A 13,298-nucleotide genomic window follows, 5' to 3' on the forward strand; every position below is an offset into this window, starting at 1 on the left:
TGGATTCGGCAAGGGACTTCAGCACATTCCAGCTGCCCGGAAGCAACGCGCGTCGACTCTTTCCGGGTAGCCGGAAAGCGCAATCATCTGCCTGCTGGGACCCTGTGGGGCATGTCCATGCGCTGTCTTCTCGTCGATGACAGCATTCGGTTCCTGGAAGCCGCGCGCACTCTGCTGGAGCGCGACGGGATACCCGTCGTCGGCGTCGCCATGTCAGGTCCGGAAGCGCTGGCACGGGCCACCGAACTCGCTCCGGACATCGTCCTGGTGGATCTCGACCTCAACGGGGAGAACGGCTTCGACCTCGCGGTGGAGCTCGCCGTCAATGTCACATCCGTGATCATCCTGATCTCCACACACTCCCTGGACGACTTCGAGGAACTCGTCGCCGCCAGCCCGGCGCGAGGCTTCCTTCACAAGTCCGCGCTCTCCGCGCGGGCGATCAGAGACGTACTGGGCAACGACGGCCCGGGCGCGCCGACTTGACTTCTCCAGGCCGTATCCCGGCCAGGAGTGCGTGACTGTTGGGCATGAGGTGTTGTCGGGACTTGGTCAACACGCTTCAATGCGGGGGAACTCGGGACCGTGAAGAACGGCGTACGGATGTGAAGACGCCCCGGCCCCGGTGCGAATCCGCACGAACGGTCTGACCAGCCGTCGTGACCACACAGAAAGGCCCCTGCATGCCGCACGCCACACAGCACGGGGACGTTTCCGCCGTCGCCGACGCGGAACTGGACACGGCCCTGCGAGGCGGCCCCTTCCATGTCGCCCTGCGGGCGGCGATCGCCGCCCGCGGACTGCCGCTCCAGCGCGTGCAGCACCATCTGTCGCGCTACGGGGTCAGGGTCGGCGTCACCAGCCTGAGTTACTGGCAGCAGGGTGCCCGCCGCCCCCAGCGCCCCGAGTCGCTGCGCGCGGTGCGGGCCCTGGAGGAGATCCTCCAGCTGCCGGAGGAGTCACTGATCCGGCTGCTCGCCGAAGCCGACGCACACGCGGCCGGCCAGCGCCCCGCCGTCCGCTCCTACCGTTCCCTTGTCGAGGCCTCCGGCGTACTGGAGCGGCTGCTGGCCGAGCTGGACTCACCGCCGGACGGCGGGCTGCACACCCTCGGGCACCACGAGCGGGTACGGATAGGGGGACGGCGGGAGCTTCTCGGGCGCGAGTCGCACCACATCGTGCGCGCCCACCAGGACGGCGTCGACCGGTTCGTGGCCGTGCACCACGGCGACCCGGGGTGCGCGCCGGAGCGCATGCAGGTGCACGCCCTGGAGAACTGCCGCACCGGACGCGTCCGCTCCCACCACGAGACCGGCGTGCTCGTGGCCGAGCTGCTCTTCGACACACGGCTGCGGGCCGGCGACACCTTCCTGTTCCGCTACGGCGTCGAGGACGGCACGGCGGGTGTCTCCCGCGAGTACATCCGCGGGTTCGGCCCGTCCGGCGGGCAGTACGCGCTCCAGGTGCGCTTCGACGAGAACGTGCTGCCGGCCCGCTGCCACCGGTTCACCCAGCACTCGGCGGCGGCCCCGCGCAGCGGGCGCCAGGAGCTGGCGCTCACCGGGACGCACCGGTCGGTGCACATCGTCGAGCCACGGGTGCGGACGGGGATCGTGGGGATCGGCTGGGACTGGGAGTGAGCTGTGTAGGGCCCGCCTGACGTAAACGCTTGCGCAAGCGTTTACGTCAGGCGTCGGATGGGATACGTTCCCGGCCTGAGGGGTGTCCGCCGAGAGGTGTCGCCCGAGGGCTGTCCAGGAGGGAACGTCATGCCGACCATGGCCGATGTCGCGCGCTGTGCGGGCGTGTCCGTGGCGACCGTCTCGCATGTGCTCAACGACACCCGGCCGGTGCTCCCGCACACCCGTCAGGCCGTCCTGGACGCCATCGACGAGCTCGGCTACACACCCAACACCCTGGCCCGCTCCCTGGTGACCTCCCGCACCCGGTCCATCGGACTCGCGGTGTCGGCGATCAGCAATCCGTACTTCACGGAGATCCTCCAGGGAGTCGAGGCAGAGGTCCTGGAACGCGGCTACAGCCTGCTGATCGCCGATCCGCACGACGATCCCGCCCATGAGCGCAAGGTCGTCCAGCTGCTGCACGAGCGGCGGGTGGACGGCATGATCGTCGCGCCCTCGGCGAACCCCGGGGAGCTGCTGGCCTACCTCGGCCGCCATGCCGTGCCCACAGTGCTCCTCGACCGTGTCGTCGACGCCGCGCCGCGCTTCGACCAGGTCTGCGCCGAGAACACCGCGCCGATGAGCGAGCTGGTGGCCCATCTCGCCGTGCTCGGCCATCGGCGGATCGGGCTGGTGGCGGGCCTGCCCGGGCTCAGCACCAGCAGTGAGCGGGTCGCCGGGTACCGTGGCGGGCTCGCGGCCGCCGGTCTGCCGTACGACGAACGGCTCGTGGTCCACGGCGACTCCGCGTCGGCCGGTGCCGAGCGGGCCACCGCAGCCCTGCTGGCCCTCGCCGAACCGCCGACGGCGCTCGTCACCGCCAACAACGCGATGACCATCGGCGCACTGCGCACCCTGCGCGACCGTGGTCTCGCCGTGCCCGGCGATATCGCCCTGTGCTGCTTCGACGACTTCGCCTGGGCCGACCTCTTCTCACCCCGGCTCACCGCGATCGCCCAGCCCAGCAAGGAGATCGGCGCCCTGGCGGTGCGGGTGCTCCTGAACCGCCTGGCCGATCCGGACCGGCCGGCCCAGACCGTCCGCCTGCCGTGTGCCCTCGTGCATCGCACGTCGTGCGGGTGCCCCGAGGAGGCGGTGGTGTCCGAATGACGGCTGCCCGAGGGGGCCGAGGTGTCACGACAGCGGCTGCCCGAAGAGGTCGGGGTGCCCCAACGGCAGCCGCCCGAAGTGGCCAGGGTGCCCTAACGGCAGCTACCCGAGGGGAAGTTGCCATCGCTCCGTCTGTCCCCGTACCGCAGGACAGCCCCGCAAGCCCGAGAAAGGAACACGTTCGTGATCGTCGTCGCCGGTGAGGCCCTCATCGACCTGGTACCGCAGGGCACGGGAGCCCTGGCGGGACTGACGCCCGCGCTCGGCGGCGGCCCGTACAACACGGCCGTCGCCCTCGGCCGCCTCGGCTCCCCCGCCGCCTTCTGCTCCCGTACGTCGTCCGACGCGTTCGGCGAGGCCCTGCTCGACGGGCTGCGGCGGGCGTCGGTGGACGTGTCGGCGGTGCAGCGCGGGCCGGAGCCGACCACCCTGGCGGTCGCCACGATCGACGCGAGCGGCTCGGCCGCCTACTCCTTCTATGTCGAGGGCACCGCCGACCGTCTGTTCGCGGCCCCCGCCGAGCTCCCCGCCGGTACGCGCGCGGTGTCCTTCGGCACCTGCTCGCTCGTCCTGGAGCCGGGGGCGAGCGCCTATGAGGAGTTGATGCGGACCGCGGCCGCCCAGGGCGTGTTCACCGCGCTCGACCCGAACATCCGGGCCGGGCTGATCCCCGATCCGGACGCCTACCGGGCCCGGTTCAAGAGCTGGCTGCCGTCGGTGTCACTGCTCAAGCTCTCCGAGGAGGACGCGCTGTGGCTGGGCGGCACCCCGCGCGAGTGGCTGGCCGCGGGACCTTCGGCCGTTGTGATCACTCACGGCGGTGAGGGTCTGACCGCGTTCACCCGGGACGGCTCGGAGCACTCCGTGCCGGGCGAGAAGGTCGACGTCGTCGACACGATCGGGGCCGGTGACACGGTGAACGCGGCGCTTCTGCATGGTCTGTCCGTCCAGGACGCCCTGTCCGCCGAGGCGCTCCTGGGACTGGGCGCCGACGGCTGGACAAGGCTGCTGCGATTCGCGGCGCGGGCAGCCGCGATCACCTGCTCCCGGGCGGGGGCGGAACCGCCGTACGCCTCCGAACTCGGGGACCTGTAGGGGCGTTCGGCCTTCCGCCGATTCCACTGTTCAGGAGTCAAGGTGCGTCTCAGCCGCAGGGATCGGGCGGCTGATCATGCAACGACCGGCGCCCCGCGGGGAGTTCCCACGGGGCGCCGAACTTTTCCGCATTTCTCAGGACCTGTCACCCATGGGGCTCAGGCCTTGCGGGCCCGGGTCGCCTTCTTCGCGGGTGCCGCCTTCTTGGTGGCGCCGGCCGCCTTCTTGGTCGCCGTGGTGTCGGCGGCCCTGGTCGCGGTCGTCCTCGCCGTGGCCGTCTTCTTCGCGGCCGTCTTGGCGGCGACGGTCTTCCTGGCCGCCGTCTTGCGCGGGGCCTTCACCGAGGACGCGTCGCTGATCCGGTCGGCGCCGAGGATCTCCCGCAGGAACTTGCCGGTGTGGCTCGTGGGGACTCCGGCGACCTCCTCGGGGGTGCCCTCGGCGACGACGAGGCCGCCGCCCGCGCCGCCCTCGGGGCCCATGTCGACGACCCAGTCGGCGGTCTTGATCACGTCGAGGTTGTGCTCGATGACGATGACCGTGTTGCCCTTGTCGACCAGGCCGGAGAGGACCTTCAGCAGCTTGCTGATGTCCTCGAAGTGCAGACCGGTGGTCGGCTCGTCCAGGACGTAGACCGTGCGTCCGGTGGAGCGCTTCTGAAGCTCGCTGGCCAGCTTCACGCGCTGGGCCTCGCCGCCGGACAGGGTGGTCGCGGACTGGCCGAGGCGGACATAGCCGAGACCGACGTCGTTGAGCGTCTTGAGGTGGCGGTTGATCGCCGGGACGGCCTCGAAGAAGTGCATGGCTTCCTCGATGGGCATGTTCAGGACCTCGGCGATGGACCTGCCCTTGTAGTGGACCTCCAGGGTCTCCCGGTTGTACCGGGCGCCGTGGCAGACCTCGCACGGGACATAGACGTCCGGGAGGAAGTTCATCTCGATCTTGATCGTGCCGTCGCCCGAGCAGTTCTCGCAGCGGCCGCCCTTGACGTTGAAGGAGAAGCGGCCGGGCAGGTAGCCGCGGACCTTCGCCTCGGTGGTCTCGGCGAACAGCTTGCGGACGTGGTCGAAGACGCCGGTGTACGTCGCCGGGTTGGACCGCGGGGTGCGGCCGATGGGCGACTGGTCGACGTGCACGACCTTGTCTACGAGGTCGTCGCCGTCCACGCGCGTGTGGCGTCCCGGAACGCTCCGGGCGCCGTTCAACTCACGGGCCAGGTGCGTGTACAGGATGTCGTTGACCAGCGTGGACTTGCCGGAGCCGGAGACGCCGGTGACCGCGGTGAACACACCGAGCGGGAACGAGACGTCGATGTCCTGGAGGTTGTTCTCCCGGGCACCGTGCACCGTGAGCCGGCGGGACGGGTCCTGCGGGCGCCGGATGTCGGGGAGCGGGATCGCCTTCTTGCCGGACAGGTACTGGCCGGTCATGGACTCGGCGTTGGTGAGCAGCTCCTTCAGGGAGCCGCTGTGCACGACCTTGCCGCCGTGCTCGCCGGCGCCGGGGCCGATGTCGACGATCCAGTCGGCGACCTTGATGGTGTCCTCGTCGTGCTCGACGACGATGAGCGTGTTGCCCATGTCGCGCAGCCGGACCAGGGTCTCGATCAGCCGGTGGTTGTCGCGCTGGTGCAGACCGATGGACGGCTCGTCCAGGACGTACAGCACACCGACGAGGCCGGAGCCGATCTGGGTGGCCAGGCGGATGCGCTGGGCCTCACCGCCGGACAGGGTGCCGGCCGCGCGGTTGAGCGAGAGGTAGTCGAGGCCGACGTCGACGAGGAACTTGAGTCGCTCGTTGACCTCCTTGAGCACCCGCTCGGCGATCTTCTTGTCGCGGGTGTTGAGCTTCAGCTCGCCCAGGAAGTCCGCGCAGTCGCTGATGGACATCGCGGAGACCTCGGCGATCGACTTCCCCATCACCGTGACCGCGAGGACGATCGGCTTGAGGCGGGTGCCCTCACAGGTGGGGCAGGGCACCTCGCGCATGTAGCCCTCGAAGCGCTCACGGCTGGCGTCGCTCTCGGACTCGCTGTGCCGGCGCTTGACGAAGGGGACGGCTCCTTCGAAGGGCGTCGTGTAGACCCGCTCGCGTCCGTACCGGTTCCGGTAGCGGACCTCGATCTGCGTCTTGTGGCCGTACAGCAGGGCCTTCTTGGCACGCTGCGGCAGGCCCGCGAAGGGGATGTCGGTCCGGAATCCCAGCGCGTCCGCGAGGGCGCCGATCAGCCGGCCGAAGTAGTCCTTGGTGTGCCCGTGCGACCAGGGGTGGATGGCGCCCTCGTCGAGGGACTTGTCCTCGTCGGGGACGATCAGCTCGGCGTCGACCTCCATGCGGGTGCCGATGCCGCTGCACTCGGGGCAGGCGCCGAAGGGGGAGTTGAAGGAGAAGGAGCGGGGCTCCAGCTCCTCGAAGGACAGGTCGTCGTACGCGCAGTACAGGTGCTCCGAGTACATGCGCTCGCGCTCGGGGTCGTCCGCGGGGAGGTCGACGAAGTCGAGGACGACCATGCCGCCGGCGAGGCCGAGGGCGGTCTCCACGGAGTCGGTGAGCCGGCGCTTGGCGGACTCCTTCACCGTGAGGCGGTCGATGACCACCTCGATGGTGTGCTTCTCCTGCTTCTTCAGTGTGGGCGGCTCGGAGAGCTGGATGGTCTCGCCGTCCACACGCGCGCGGCTGTAGCCCTTGGTCTGGAGGTCGGCGAAGAGGTCGACGAACTCGCCCTTGCGCTCGCGCACCAGCGGCGACAGCACCTGGAAGCGGCTCCCCTCCGGCAGCTCCAGCACCTTGTCGACGATGGCCTGCGGCGACTGGCGCGCGATCGGGCGGCCGCACTCGGGGCAGTGCGGCTTGCCGATCCGCGCGAAGAGCAGCCGGAGGTAGTCGTAGACCTCGGTGATGGTGCCGACCGTCGAGCGCGGGTTGCGAGAGGTCGACTTCTGGTCGATGGAGACCGCGGGCGAGAGGCCCTCGATGAAGTCGACGTCCGGCTTGTCCATCTGGCCGAGGAACTGGCGGGCGTACGAGGAGAGCGACTCCACGTACCGACGCTGACCTTCGGCGAAGATCGTGTCGAAGGCCAGGGAGGACTTGCCCGACCCGGACAGGCCCGTGAAGACGATGAGCGAGTCACGCGGCAGGTCGAGCGAGACGTTCTTGAGGTTGTGCTCGCGCGCGCCACGGACGATGAGACGGTCGGCCACGCCGGTCCGCACCTTTCTTGAGAAGAAGTGACAGGGGCGAGGCCCCCGTGCTTTTTCAGACTAGGGGGAGCCACTGACAACGCCGGTCGGATTCCCGGATGCATAACAATCCCCGGCCTTCCAGCATGCCCGACGCCGCTGTCGACCATATAGCACGCGCATTCGATTTACGGCACTGCTTCACCACCTTCACCCAAAGGTGTGGCGCAGCTAGTGTCAGCAGCATGATTGATCACGCGCATGACCTGGCGTCTGTACGTGACGCGACGGAGCGGCTGCTCACCGCAGCCGCCAAACTGGACAACGCGTCTGTGTCCGAGCCGTCACGGCTCCCCGGGTGGACCCGCGGCCACATCCTCGCCCACCTCGCCCGCAACGCGGACGCCCTCGTGAACGTTCTGGAGGGCCGGCCGATGTACGTCTCCGGGGAGGCCCGGGACGCCGACATCGACCGGGACGCCCCGCGCCCCCTCGACATCCAGCTCACGGACGTCCGTGACAGCGCCGCCCGCTTCCAGGAGGCGGGAGCCGTCCCGGCCGACTGGTCGCGCGTCGTGCAGCTGCGCAACGGCGTCACCGACTCGGCGGCCCGGGTGCCGTTCCGGCGGTGGGTGGAGGTGGAGCTGCACCATGTGGACCTCGGGATCGGGTACGAGCTGGAGGACGTGCCCGCGGAGTTCGCGGACCGGGAGATCGTCTTCCTCGCCGAGCGGTTCACCGGGCACCCCGACGTACCGCCGACCCGCCTGACGGACGACACGCGCGCGTGGACCACGGGCCGGGTGGCGGAGGCGCTCGTGGTCACGGTGACGGGATCCCCCGCCGACCTGCTCGGCTGGCTCGCCGGGCGCCGTGACGGATCGGCGCTGAGGGTGGAGGGCGGAAGGCTGCCGGAGCTTCCTCCGCTGTAGGGGCGCCCTAGACTGACCGCCATGACGTACAGCGGACAGGTCACGGTCGGTGGCCCGGCGGACGTGCACGAACTCAAGGACCTGATGATCACCAAGATCGCGGTCGGTCCCATGAACAACAACGCCTATCTGCTGCGCTGCCGGGCCACGGACGAACAGCTGCTGATCGACGCGGCCAACGACGCGGAGACGCTGATCGGCATGATCGGTGACGACGGCATCGCGTCCGTCGTCACCACGCACCAGCACGGCGACCACTGGCAGGCCCTCGCCCGGGTCGTCGACGCCACCGGCGCCCGTACGTACGCGGGCCGGGAGGACGCCGCCGGCATCCCCGTTCCGACCGACGTCCTCGTCGACGACGGCGCCACGATCCGGGTGGGGCGTGTGGAGCTGACCGCGCGCCATCTCGTCGGACACACGCCGGGGTCGATCGCCCTCGTCTACGACGACCCGCACGGCCACCCCCATGTGTTCACCGGCGACTGTCTCTTCCCCGGCGGCGTGGGCAACACCCGCAAGGATCCCGAGGCGTTCGCGAGCCTGATCCACGACGTGGAGACGAAGATCTTCGGCGTCCTGCCGGACGAGACGTGGGTCTACCCGGGCCACGGCAACGACACATCGCTCGGCGCCGAGCGTCCGCAGTTGCCGGAGTGGCACGCGCGCGGATGGTGAACGACGGGGCGCGCGACGAATCCCTGCGCACCGGCGCGTAACCAACTCGCGCACGCCCGGGGCATAACGACCCTCGAGCGCCCCGCGCACAACACACCTTTACGCGCCGCACCTTCGCGCCCCCGGCGCGCATGACAGCGCACGCGCCCCGTGTGAACCGTTCACACACGCCGGTGCCCTGCGCACGCTCCCCGCGCACATGGTTGCGCGGTCAACTGGTAGCAGCCCCGCACAGGATGACGGCTCCTGCGCGGCAAGGGCCGCCGGTCTTCCGATCCCCGCCCTCGGCCGGCGGCCCCGGCGACGTGCACAGGGGGCGTTCACAAGAACGCAACACCCGTTCCCAGTATGCGGACAAATACCGCTGTGACCTCGACAAACGGGTCGCCCTGCTGTCAATCTCCCGCCATGCACCTCGCCCCCCGCACCCTGCGCCGCGCTGTCGCCGCCGCGACCATAGCCCTGCTCGCCACCGCCGTCGGCTGCGCACCGCAGCCGGAGGAGGACTCGGCCGCCAAGCCTTCGGGGTCGTCGACCGGCACCACGTGTGCCAAGGGGAAGCTGGCCACCGAGACGTCCGGCAAGCTGACGATCGCCACCGACGAGCCCGCGTACGAGCCGTGGTTCAAGGACGACCAGCCCGCCAACGGCAAGGGGTTCGAGTCCGCGGTCGCCTACGCCGTGGCGGAGCAGCTCGGCTACGACAAGAGTGCCGTCGTCTGGCAGAGCGTTCCCTTCAACAAGGCGTTCGCGCCCGGTGAGAAGACCTTCGACTTCGACATCAACCAGGTGTCGATCAGCACCGAGCGCAAGAAGGCCGTGGACTTCTCGTCCGGCTACTACGACGTGCGTCAGGCGGTCATCGCCCTCAAGGGCACCAAGGCGGCGAAGGCGACGAGCATCGCGGACCTGAAGGGCCTCAAGCTGGGCGCCCAGGTCGGCACGACCAGCCTCAACTACCTCGAGGACGTGGTGAAGCCGACCCAGCAGGTCGCCGCCTACGCCAAGAACGACCAGGCCAAGTCCGCGCTGAAGAACGGCCAGGTGGACGCCATCGTCGTCGACTTGCCGACCGCCTTCTACATCACCGCGGCCGAGGTGACCGACGCCGAGATCGTCGGCCAGTTCGAGAACCAGGGCGGCACGCCGGAGCAGTTCGGCCTCGTCCTCGACAAGGGCAGCGCGCTCACGTCCTGCGTGACCGACGCGGTCGACACCCTGCGCGAGAACGGCACGCTGGCGAAGATCGAGCAGCAGTGGCTGTCCGACGCCGTCGACGCCCCGGTGCTCAAGTGACGCTCACGAAGGAGGAGTCCGGCGCGGAGTCGCCGGACTCGGGCGACGGGTACACGCCCTCCGAGCGGCGGCTCGAGCGGGAACGCCACAAGCGGACCCGCTCCCGACGAGCCACGGCGATCGCCGCGCTCTCCACGCTCGTCACGGCCGTCGTCCTCTACCTGGTCGTCGTCAACGCGCCGGGCTGGCCGCGCACCAAGGAGACCTTCTTCAACGGGGAGTACGCGCGCGAGGCGTTCCCCAAGGTCCTCGAAGGGCTGTGGCTCAACCTCCGGCTGCTGCTGATCTGCGGCGTGGCCGTGCTCGTCCTCGGCATGCTCATCGCCATCGCCCGCACCCTGCGCGGCCCGGTGTTCTTCCCGCTGCGGGTGCTGGCCGCCGCCTATACGGACTTCTTCCGGGGCCTCCCGCTCATCATCAACCTGATGATCGTGGTCCTGGGCGTCCCGGCGCTGCGGCTCCAGGGCGTGACCGTCGACCCGGTGCTGCTGGGCGGCACGGCGCTGACGCTGACGTACTCCGCGTACGTGGCCGAGGTGTTCCGCGCCGGCATCGAGTCCATCCACCCCTCGCAGCGCGCCGCGGCCCGCTCGCTCGGCCTCTCCAACCGGCAGGCGCTGCGGCACGTGGTGCTGCCGCAGGCCGTACGACGCCAGGTGCCGCCCCTGCTGAACGACCTGGTGTCGCTGCAGAAGGACACCGGGCTCGTGTCGATCGGCGGTGCGGTGGACGCCGTACGGGCCGCCGACATCATCGTGGGCCGCAGCCTCAATTACACGCCGTACATCGTCGCGGGCCTGGTCTTCGTCGCGCTGACCATTCCGATGACCCGGTTCACGGACTGGGTGACGACCCGGATGGACCGTCAGCGGGCCCAGGGAGGAACCACATGAGCGACGCACCGGTGCTGCGGATGGAGTCCGTCCGCAAGACGTTCGGCGGCTCTGTCGTGCTGCGGGACGTGGACCTCGAGGTCGCCTCGCACACGGTGACCGCGCTGATCGGCGCCTCCGGTTCCGGCAAGTCCACGCTGCTGCGCTGTGCGAACCTCCTGGAGGAGATCGACGACGGCGCGATCTGGCTGGACGGCGAGGAGATCACCGACCCGCGGGTCGACCAGGACGCGGTACGCCGCCGTATCGGCGTGGTCTTCCAGGCGTACAACCTCTTCCCGCACATGACGGTGCTGGAGAACATCACGCTCGCCCCGCGCCGTGTGCACGGGGTGTCCCGCGCGGAGGCCGAGGAGCGCGGCAAGGAGCTGCTGGAGCGGCTCGGGCTCGGTGGCAAGGCGGGCGAGTACCCGGACCGGCTGAGCGGCGGTCAGCAGCAGCGGGTCGCGATCGTGCGCGCTCTGGCCGTACGTCCTCGGCTGTTGCTCCTCGACGAGATCACCGCGGCCCTCGACCCGGAGCTCGTGGGCGAGGTGCTCAGCGTCGTGCGTGATCTGAAGGGCGAGGGCATGACCATGGTGCTGGCCACGCACGAGATGGGCTTCGCCCGCGATGTCGCCGACCAGGTCTGTTTTCTGGACGGAGGCGTCGTTCTGGAGAGCGGGACGGCCGAGCAGATCTTCGGTGACCCGCAGCAGGAGCGCACACAGCGCTTCCTGCGGCGGATCGTGGAGGCCGGGCGCCTGTAACAGGCGCCCACCAGGAGGGCGGGACTTACGCCTCGGCCTGTCCCGTCCCCGCCAGCGCCGCGACCCGCTCCACGCCGAACGCGTATCCCTGCACACCACAGCCCGCGATGACGCCGTCGGCGCGCAGGGAGACGTACGAGTGGTGCCGGAAGGACTCGCGCTTGTGGATGTTGGAGATGTGGACCTCCAGCACCGGCAGTCCGTCGCAGGTGTTGAGTGCGTCCAGAATCGCGACCGACGTGTGCGAGTAGGCGCCGGGGTTGATGACGATCCCGCAGTGGTTCAGCCGCGCCTCGTGGATCCAGTCGACCAGCTCGCCCTCGTGGTTGGACTGCCGGAAGTCCACGGTGCCGCCGTGCGCGGCCGCGGTCTTGGCACACAGGGCCTCGACGTCGGCGAGGGTGTCGGAACCGTAGATCTCCGGCTGGCGCTGGCCGAGCAGGTTCAGGTTGGGGCCGTTGAGGATCATGATCGGGGCGTTGGCCAGGGTGCGGGGCACGGTTCCTCCGGTCCGGTGGCGGGTGCGCGATCCGTTGAAGACCGCTGCTCAGACCCCGGTTTATCACGGTGCACCCGGGGAGCGGACAGCCGTACCCTCCACGGATGACGACGATCTCGTACCCGCCCAAGCCCTCCCCCGGCGACCGCATAGCCGTCATCTCGGCCGGCGCCGGCCTGCCCGAGCTGTTCCCGCGCCCCTTCGAACTGGGCCTGGAACGACTGCGCGAGGACTACGGCCTCGTCCCGGTCGAGTACCCGACGACCCGCAAGTTGGGCACGACGCCGCAAGAGCGCGCCGACGACATCCACGCCGCCTTCGCCGACCCGGACATCAAGGCGGTCATCGCGTCGATCGGCGGCGACGACCAGATCACCGTGCTGCCTTACCTGGACCGGGAGTTGATCCGGGCGAACCCGAAGCCGTTCTTCGGGACGAGCGACAATACGAACCTGCTCGTGTATCTGCGCAACACGGGGATCGTCGGCTTTCACGGCGCGACCGTGATGTGCGAGCTGGGCCGCCCCGGCGCCATGAACCCGCAGACCGCGGACTCCCTGCGGGCCGCGCTGTTCGCCTCGGGCGAGTACGAGCTGAGGCCCGCCGACCGCTGGAACGACGTCAACCGTGACTGGGCGGACCCTGCGACCTTCGAAGCGGAGCCGGAGACCAGGCCCGGCAGCGGCTGGACCTGGGTGAATCCCGACCGCGTGGTCGAGGGCCGGACGTGGGGCGGCTGTCTGGAGATCCTGGCCTGGCTGCTGATGGCCGACCGCGAGATCGCACACGACCTGAGCGAGTACGACGGCAGCGTTCTGCTCCTGGAGACCTCCGAGGAGATGCCGAGCGGCGAGGAGGTCTTCCGGATCCTGCGCAACATGGGCGAGCGCGGCCTGCTCCGGCGCTTCTCAGCACTGCTGATGGCGCGCGCCAAGACCTGGTCCTTCGAGCAGCCCAACAACCCGGAGCAGGCCGAACGTTACGCGGCGGCGCAACGTGCCGCAGTACTGCGCGCGATGCGGATGTATGCCCCCGACACCACGATCGTCTTCGACGTGGACTGCGGCCACACCGATCCCCAACTCGTCATTCCCTACGGGGGTCTCGTCCGCGTCGACGGTCCCGCCCGGCGCATCACGGTCACCTACTGACGCGCCCGCACGCCCCCGTAACCCGTCGTCA

The 13,298-nt window shown here is 69.7% G+C and carries 12 protein-coding genes; 10 read left to right on the forward strand and 2 right to left on the reverse strand.

Features of this window, described 5'->3' with window-relative positions:
- Positions 1-111: 111 nt before the first annotated feature.
- The 4 genes from OHU89_RS13835 (at position 112) to OHU89_RS13850 (ending at position 3,887) form a co-directional block, all read left to right on the forward strand.
- A complete protein-coding gene (locus OHU89_RS13835; RefSeq protein WP_405642762.1) occupies positions 112-486 on the forward strand; it encodes a response regulator in 375 nt (124 codons plus the stop codon).
- Positions 487-683: 197 nt separating this feature from the next.
- Entirely contained in the window at positions 684-1,640 is a 957-nt protein-coding gene (locus OHU89_RS13840) for a hypothetical protein (RefSeq protein ID WP_405642763.1), read from the forward strand.
- Positions 1,641-1,769: 129 nt separating this feature from the next.
- On the forward strand, positions 1,770-2,792 hold the full coding sequence (locus OHU89_RS13845) for a LacI family DNA-binding transcriptional regulator (RefSeq protein ID WP_405642765.1): 1,023 nt from the start codon (positions 1,770-1,772) through the stop codon (positions 2,790-2,792).
- A 183-nt stretch (positions 2,793-2,975) separates the two neighbouring features.
- Positions 2,976-3,887 (forward strand): carbohydrate kinase, encoded by a 912-nt coding sequence (locus OHU89_RS13850; RefSeq protein WP_405642767.1) that lies wholly within the window; start codon positions 2,976-2,978, stop codon positions 3,885-3,887.
- 158 nt (positions 3,888-4,045) lie between these two features.
- Here OHU89_RS13850 and uvrA read toward each other — a convergent pair whose 3' ends face one another.
- Positions 4,046-7,090, reverse strand: a complete 3,045-nt coding sequence (gene uvrA, locus OHU89_RS13855) for an excinuclease ABC subunit UvrA (RefSeq protein ID WP_405642769.1) — start codon at positions 7,088-7,090, stop codon at positions 4,046-4,048.
- A 224-nt stretch (positions 7,091-7,314) separates the two neighbouring features.
- On the opposite strand from uvrA, the gene OHU89_RS13860 reads away from it, so the two are divergent.
- The 5 genes from OHU89_RS13860 (at position 7,315) to OHU89_RS13880 (ending at position 11,617) form a co-directional block, all read left to right on the forward strand.
- Complete coding sequence (locus tag OHU89_RS13860) at positions 7,315-8,001, forward strand: maleylpyruvate isomerase family mycothiol-dependent enzyme (RefSeq protein WP_405642771.1); 687 nt, start codon at positions 7,315-7,317, stop codon at positions 7,999-8,001.
- A 21-nt stretch (positions 8,002-8,022) separates the two neighbouring features.
- Positions 8,023-8,679 (forward strand): MBL fold metallo-hydrolase, encoded by a 657-nt coding sequence (locus OHU89_RS13865; protein WP_266893954.1) that lies wholly within the window; start codon positions 8,023-8,025, stop codon positions 8,677-8,679.
- A 408-nt stretch (positions 8,680-9,087) separates the two neighbouring features.
- Positions 9,088-9,975 carry an ABC transporter substrate-binding protein gene (locus OHU89_RS13870; RefSeq protein ID WP_405642773.1) on the forward strand — a complete coding sequence of 296 codons (888 nt, stop codon included), beginning with the start codon at positions 9,088-9,090 and terminating at the stop codon, positions 9,973-9,975.
- Entirely contained in the window at positions 9,972-10,868 is an 897-nt protein-coding gene (locus OHU89_RS13875) for an amino acid ABC transporter permease (RefSeq protein WP_405642775.1), read from the forward strand. The genes OHU89_RS13870 and OHU89_RS13875 overlap by 4 nt, the downstream gene beginning before the upstream one ends.
- On the forward strand, positions 10,865-11,617 hold the full coding sequence (locus OHU89_RS13880) for an amino acid ABC transporter ATP-binding protein (RefSeq protein ID WP_405642777.1): 753 nt from the start codon (positions 10,865-10,867) through the stop codon (positions 11,615-11,617). Before OHU89_RS13875 ends, OHU89_RS13880 begins: the two co-directional genes overlap by 4 nt.
- Positions 11,618-11,642: 25 nt before the next feature.
- Here the strand turns inward: OHU89_RS13880 and aroQ are convergent, their stop codons facing one another.
- Positions 11,643-12,116: a type II 3-dehydroquinate dehydratase gene (gene aroQ / locus OHU89_RS13885; RefSeq protein WP_405642779.1), complete on the reverse strand. Its 474-nt coding sequence runs from the start codon at positions 12,114-12,116 to the stop codon at positions 11,643-11,645.
- 104 nt (positions 12,117-12,220) lie between these two features.
- Between aroQ and OHU89_RS13890 the strand changes: the two genes are divergently transcribed.
- Positions 12,221-13,267 carry a S66 peptidase family protein gene (locus OHU89_RS13890; protein WP_405642781.1) on the forward strand — a complete coding sequence of 349 codons (1,047 nt, stop codon included), beginning with the start codon at positions 12,221-12,223 and terminating at the stop codon, positions 13,265-13,267.
- Positions 13,268-13,298: the final 31 nt, after the last annotated feature.

The sequence above is a fragment of the Streptomyces sp. NBC_00019 genome (assembly GCF_045041015.1).
Taxonomy (GTDB): Bacteria; Actinomycetota; Actinomycetes; order Streptomycetales; family Streptomycetaceae; genus Streptomyces.

Bases quoted from the DNA above. Each gene is read 5' to 3' on its own strand.
- OHU89_RS13860 (WP_405642771.1), top strand. From the start codon at position 7,315: ATGATTGATCACGCGCATGACCTGGCGTCTGTACGTGACGCGACGGAG.
- OHU89_RS13840 (WP_405642763.1), top strand. From the start codon at position 684: ATGCCGCACGCCACACAGCACGGGGACGTTTCCGCCGTCGCCGACGCG.
- OHU89_RS13865 (WP_266893954.1), top strand. From the start codon at position 8,023: ATGACGTACAGCGGACAGGTCACGGTCGGTGGCCCGGCGGACGTGCAC.
- OHU89_RS13870 (WP_405642773.1), top strand. From the start codon at position 9,088: ATGCACCTCGCCCCCCGCACCCTGCGCCGCGCTGTCGCCGCCGCGACC.
- OHU89_RS13890 (WP_405642781.1), top strand. From the start codon at position 12,221: ATGACGACGATCTCGTACCCGCCCAAGCCCTCCCCCGGCGACCGCATA.
- OHU89_RS13880 (WP_405642777.1), top strand. From the start codon at position 10,865: ATGAGCGACGCACCGGTGCTGCGGATGGAGTCCGTCCGCAAGACGTTC.
- OHU89_RS13845 (WP_405642765.1), top strand. From the start codon at position 1,770: ATGCCGACCATGGCCGATGTCGCGCGCTGTGCGGGCGTGTCCGTGGCG.
- OHU89_RS13835 (WP_405642762.1), top strand. From the start codon at position 112: ATGTCCATGCGCTGTCTTCTCGTCGATGACAGCATTCGGTTCCTGGAA.